This window comes from Roseicyclus sp. (genome assembly GCF_965662675.1).
Taxonomy (GTDB): domain Bacteria; phylum Pseudomonadota; class Alphaproteobacteria; order Rhodobacterales; family Rhodobacteraceae; genus Roseicyclus.
Genome location: NZ_CBFIIK010000159.1, coordinates 1 through 4095, shown reverse-complemented (window position 1 = coordinate 4095; position 4095 = coordinate 1). Strand labels below are relative to the sequence as shown.

2 protein-coding genes and 2 pseudogenes are annotated in these 4095 nt (G+C 61.9%); 2 read left to right on the top strand and 2 right to left on the bottom strand.

Features of this window, described 5'->3' with window-relative positions; all coding sequences use genetic code 11:
• Both ACTG4J_RS14905 and bchE read right to left on the bottom strand, forming a co-directional pair.
• A pseudogene (locus ACTG4J_RS14905) lies at positions 1–200 on the bottom strand (bacteriochlorophyll 4-vinyl reductase); the annotation flags it as partial.
• A 4-nt stretch (positions 201–204) separates the two neighbouring features.
• Positions 205–1824, bottom strand: a complete 1620-nt coding sequence (gene bchE, locus ACTG4J_RS14900) for a magnesium-protoporphyrin IX monomethyl ester anaerobic oxidative cyclase (protein WP_439140524.1) — start codon at positions 1822–1824, stop codon at positions 205–207.
• 170 nt (positions 1825–1994) lie between these two features.
• Between bchE and ACTG4J_RS14895 the strand changes: the two genes are divergently transcribed.
• Positions 1995–3221 (top strand): class I SAM-dependent methyltransferase, encoded by a 1227-nt coding sequence (locus tag ACTG4J_RS14895; RefSeq protein ID WP_439140523.1) that lies wholly within the window; start codon positions 1995–1997, stop codon positions 3219–3221.
• 114 nt (positions 3222–3335) lie between these two features.
• Positions 3336–4095: pseudogene (locus ACTG4J_RS14890) on the top strand (carbamoyl-phosphate synthase large subunit); the annotation flags it as partial.

Sequence of the window (4095 nt, the reverse complement as noted above, 5' to 3'; positions counted from 1 at the left end):
TGCGGGTGGGCCTGTCGCACAAGCTGATGCAACCGCGCGGCGGGGCCTTCCGTGATCAAACCCTGCGCCGGGTCGGGCAGCACGCCGATCCCCGCAAGCGCCAACAGGCGCGCGGTCTCCTCCTCGCCCGTCGCCGCCTCCAGCACGGGAACGAATTGCAAGATCGCATTGGGCCCGATCCGCCCCTTTGCCGCGCCCATAAGCTTATTCCGCCGGAATCTTGTCTGTCGCCGTGACCTTCGCCCCGTTGGGCAGGACGAAATCTTCCTTGCGCGACAGCTTCGCCGCCCGTTTCTGGGTCGCGATATCCTGTTTCGACTGCCAATCCTCCATCTGCGCGGGCGCGATGGTGCGGGTGCGGTCGAAGTTGAAGTTCAACTTGCCCTTCGACTGCGGCCCCCAGTAATCGACCTTGCCCAGATCATAGAATTGCCGCGCGAAACCGGCCTTGAGAAACGCCTTGAGGCACCCAAGCAGATAGCGCCGCCGATAGCCCGTGCCGCGCCATGGGTAATGGAACAGCGCCTTTTTCATGTAGAAACGGCGGTAATTGTTCATCACCCGGTCGAGAAGCTCGTCGCGGTCCATCGCCTCGGGCTTCATGATGGGGGTGACGAAATTGTATTTCGAGAAATCGAAAATCTCCACCTTGTCGCCCAGCTCTTGGTAAAGCGGCGTAAAGGGCCAGGGCGTGTACATCGCCCAATTCGCCAGATCGGGCTGCCAATCCCACGCCATGCGGTAGGTTTCTTCCAGTGTCTCAGGCGTCTCGTTGTCCAGCCCCACGATGAATTGCGCCTCGGTGAAGATATCGGCTTCGCGCAGAAGGCGGATCGCCTCTTTGTTTTCCTCGACCTTCGTCTCCTTGTTGAACTGATCCAGCTTCAGCTGAGCCGCGGCCTCGGTGCCCAAGGACACATGCACAAGCCCGGCGCGGCGGTAGAGCGGCAACAACTCCTTGTCGCGCATGATGTCCGTCACCCGCGTGTTGATCCCCCATTGAACCCGCCGCGGCAGGTCGCGCTTGATCAATTCCTCGCAGAACTGGATGAATTTGCGCCGGTTGATGGTCGGTTCCTCGTCGGCAAGGATGAAGAACCCCACCCCATGCTCGTTCACGAGGTTCTCGATCTCATCGACCACCTTGATCGGATCGCGCACGCGATAGTCGCGCCAGAATTTCCACTGGCTGCAGAACGAACAGGTGAAGGGACAGCCACGCGCCATGTTGGGGATCGCGACCTTCACGCCCAGCGGCACATAGATGTAGTGGTCCCATTTCAAAAGCGACCAATCCGGCGTGATCGCATCGAGATCCTTGACGGTCGAGGCTGCAGGGGTGGCCACGATCTCGTCACCCTCGCGATAGGCGATGCCCTTGATCTGTCCGCGCCCCTCGGGCCAACGCCCCGCGGCATGGGCGCGGATCAGATCGACGATGATCTCCTCGCCCTCGCCGCGCACGATCACATCGATATGGGGCGCCTCCGACAAGACCTGCTTGTACATGAAGGTCGCGTGAATCCCGCCCAAGATGCGGAGCGCGTTCGGCACCACCTCGGCCGCGATCTGCAGCGTTTCCTCGGCGACATAGATCGAAGGCGTGATCGCCGTTGTGCCCACCACATCGGGCTGCATCTCGGCCAGCTTCACGCGCAATTCCTCGGGGCTGACATGATCGGTCATCGCGTCGATGAAATGGATATCGGTGAAACCGGCGGATTTCAGCGCCCCCGCGATATACGCGACCCAAGCAGGCGGCCAATTGCCCGCGATCTCGGCACCGCCCGAGTGGTAATTGGGATGGATGAGGCAAATACGCATGGCTGTCTCCCCAGACTGTTGCCCCCAATGACCATTAAAATTGTCGTTTCGTATTGACACAGATCAATCGCGGCACACCCGGCGGGCCTATGCTTTCACCCAAGGATCATTTCCGATAAAATGGTCGCCGCAGGTTTCGGCAGGCCACAACACGCGAAGGAGAACGCGCGATGTGGGACAAGGCACTCGACCGCATGCTGGCCGCGTTCATCGTGACGGGCCGGCTTGACCTCAGCTATCCCGACGGCACCATGCGGCGCTACGGGCCGGGGCAGGGCGCGCAGGTCCATATCCGCTTGACCGATCCCGCCCTGCCGCGCCGCCTTGTCATGTCCCCCGAACTGGCGCTGGGCGAGGGGTATATGGACGGCACCTTGACCATCGCAGGCGATGATCTGGACGGTTTCTTCACCTTGATGACCGCGAATGCCGCCCACCCCCCGACGGGGCTACGCGCGCTCGACATCCGCTTGCGCAAATGGCGCCGCTGGCTCGATCAGGCAAACCCGGCCCATAGATCGCGCGCAAACGTGGCCCATCACTACGACCTCTCGGGCGCGCTTTACGATCTCTTCCTTGATGACGACCGGCAATATTCCTGCGCCTATTTCAGCGATCCCGGCATGACGCTGGAACAGGCACAGGCCGCCAAGAAACACCATATCGCCGCCAAGCTCTGCCTTTCGCCCGGCATGAAGGTGTTCGAGATCGGCTGTGGCTGGGGCGGCATGGCGCTGAGCCTTGCGCAAGATTACGGCGTCAAGGTGCTGGGGGTGACGCTTTCGGTCGAGCAGCACAAGATCGCGACCGAACGTGCCGCGCGCGCGGGCCTGTCCGAGCGCGTGCGCTTTGCGCTGGCCGATTACCGCGAGATCAAGGGCAGCTTTGACCGTATCGTGTCGATCGGCATGTTCGAGCATGTGGGTGTGCCGCATTACGGGGAATATTTCGACATCATCCGCGACCGTCTGCGCCCAGATGGTGTGGCGCTGATCCATACCATCGGGCGCGCCGGCCCGCCGGGGGCCACCAGCCCTTGGATCACCAAGTACATCTTTCCGGGCGGCTATGTGCCCGCACTCTCGGAAATGGCGGCGGCGGTGGAACATGCCGGGCTTTACCCCACCGATCTCGAGGTCTGGCGGCTGCATTACGCCCAAACCCTGCGCCATTGGCACGACCGCTTCATCGTCAACCAAGACCGCGCCCGCGCGCTTTATGACGAGCGTTTTTGCAAGATGTGGCGCTACTATCTCAAGGCGTGCGAGCATACGTTTCGCCACAATCGCCAATGCGTCTTTCAGTTCCAACTGGCGTGCCGCCAAGACGCGGTGCCGCTGACGCGCGACTACCTGTTTGCCGCGCCATCCCCCGCTACGTTGCGCGCTGCCCAGTAGGGTGCCGCCTTTAGGCGCACCCCCCAGCCACCCAAACCCCGCATTCGCACCTTGCGCCCCGGCTGTCCCTGTCTATAACACCGCCAATTTGCGCAGAGTCTGCCGGGGGATCCCATGCCGAAAAGAACCGATATCCGCTCGATCATGATCATCGGCGCGGGGCCTATCGTCATCGGCCAAGCCTGCGAATTCGACTATTCCGGCGCGCAAGCCTGCAAGGCACTGCGCGAGGAGGGATACAGGGTCATCCTCGTCAACTCCAACCCCGCCACGATCATGACCGATCCCGGCCTGGCGGATGCCACCTACATCGAACCCATCACCCCCGAGGTCGTCGCTCGTATCATCGAAAAGGAACGCCCCGACGCGCTCCTGCCGACGATGGGCGGTCAGACCGGGCTCAATACTTCGCTCGCACTCGAGGAAATGGGCGTCTTGGCGAAATTCGGGGTCGAGATGATCGGCGCCAAGCGCCACGCCATCGAAATGGCCGAGGATCGCAAACTTTTCCGTGAAGCGATGGACCGGATCGGGTTGGAAAATCCCAAGGCCACGATCATCACCGCACCCAAGCTGCCCAATGGCAAATACGACATCAAGGCGGGTCTGCAAGAGGCCATCGACGCCATCGAATACGTCGGCCTGCCCGCCATCATCCGCCCCGCCTTTACCTTGGGCGGCACCGGCGGGGGCGTGGCCTACAACCGCGAGGAATACGAATTCTATTGCCGCACCGGGATGGAGGCATCGCCCGTCGCCCAGATCCTCGTCGATGAAAGCCTTCTGGGCTGGAAGGAATACGAGATGGAGGTGGTCCGCGACCGCGCCGACAACGCCATCATCGTCTGCTCCATCGAAAACGTCGATCCGATGG

What these genes read in the sequence shown, in the direction of transcription:
- ACTG4J_RS14895 (WP_439140523.1), top strand. Translation starts at nt 1,995, where the DNA reads ATGTGGGACAAGGCACTCGACCGCATGCTGGCCGCGTTCATCGTGACG.
- bchE (WP_439140524.1), bottom strand. Translation starts at nt 1,824, where the DNA reads ATGCGTATTTGCCTCATCCATCCCAATTACCACTCGGGCGGTGCCGAG.